General features: G+C 47.5%; 1 protein-coding gene and 1 pseudogene. Both read right to left on the bottom strand.

Features of this window, described 5'->3' with window-relative positions; all coding sequences use genetic code 11:
• On the bottom strand, positions 1-234 hold a 234-nt coding region (locus tag R7R24_RS27395), incomplete at its 3' end, for a deoxyribodipyrimidine photo-lyase (RefSeq protein WP_318120225.1).
• Between the two features lie 9 nt (positions 235-243).
• Positions 244-670, bottom strand: a pseudogene (locus tag R7R24_RS27400) (helix-turn-helix-type transcriptional regulator); the annotation flags it as partial.

The raw sequence follows: 670 nt of genomic DNA on the forward strand, positions 1-670 counted from the left end.
AAAACGCGGAACTTCTTTATATAGAAGAGGAATGTTTAGCTCTGTGAGCTCTTGATGAACATGCTCAAGACGCCTGGCGATTAAATCCGCCTGCATCGGCGCCATGTGGTGATCTTGCCACTGTTCTGGCGTTGCAACAAAACAAGCAACAACAGGTTGCCCTGTATCAAGTGCCGCCTTTAACGCCGTGTGGTCTAACGTGCGTAAATCACGCCTAAACCAAACCAGAATCATGTGGTCTCCTTACTGAATCTGTGTTTGTGCAAGATGAAGTTTCTCAATAACTTCCGAACACTGCACTTGCTCAGGATAACGCGCTAACAGCGCTTTGAATGCTTCCACTTGCTTGGCAGGTAGCGCCTTATTCGAGAACACATAAACACGCTGGTAGCGTTCAATCACGTCGTGCCCCACCAAGCCAGAAACGTCGTCCACCTTGTCGACCAAGGTGATGTGGTAACCTTGCTCACACAACTTCGCAGCCTGAATCCAGCTTTCTGCATCTCGACTTTGTTCAAAGCTGATCAACAGACATTTCCCCTTAGTAGATGCTTTGTTTTCAGAATCGATCACCAATGCCAAACGCGTGATTAAACAGGTTTGGAACAATCCCATCTGCAAAGAGCGCAGCGAGCCCTTAACCAAATCCAATGCTTCAAACACAGGATTG

This window comes from Vibrio sp. 704 (assembly GCF_033339295.1).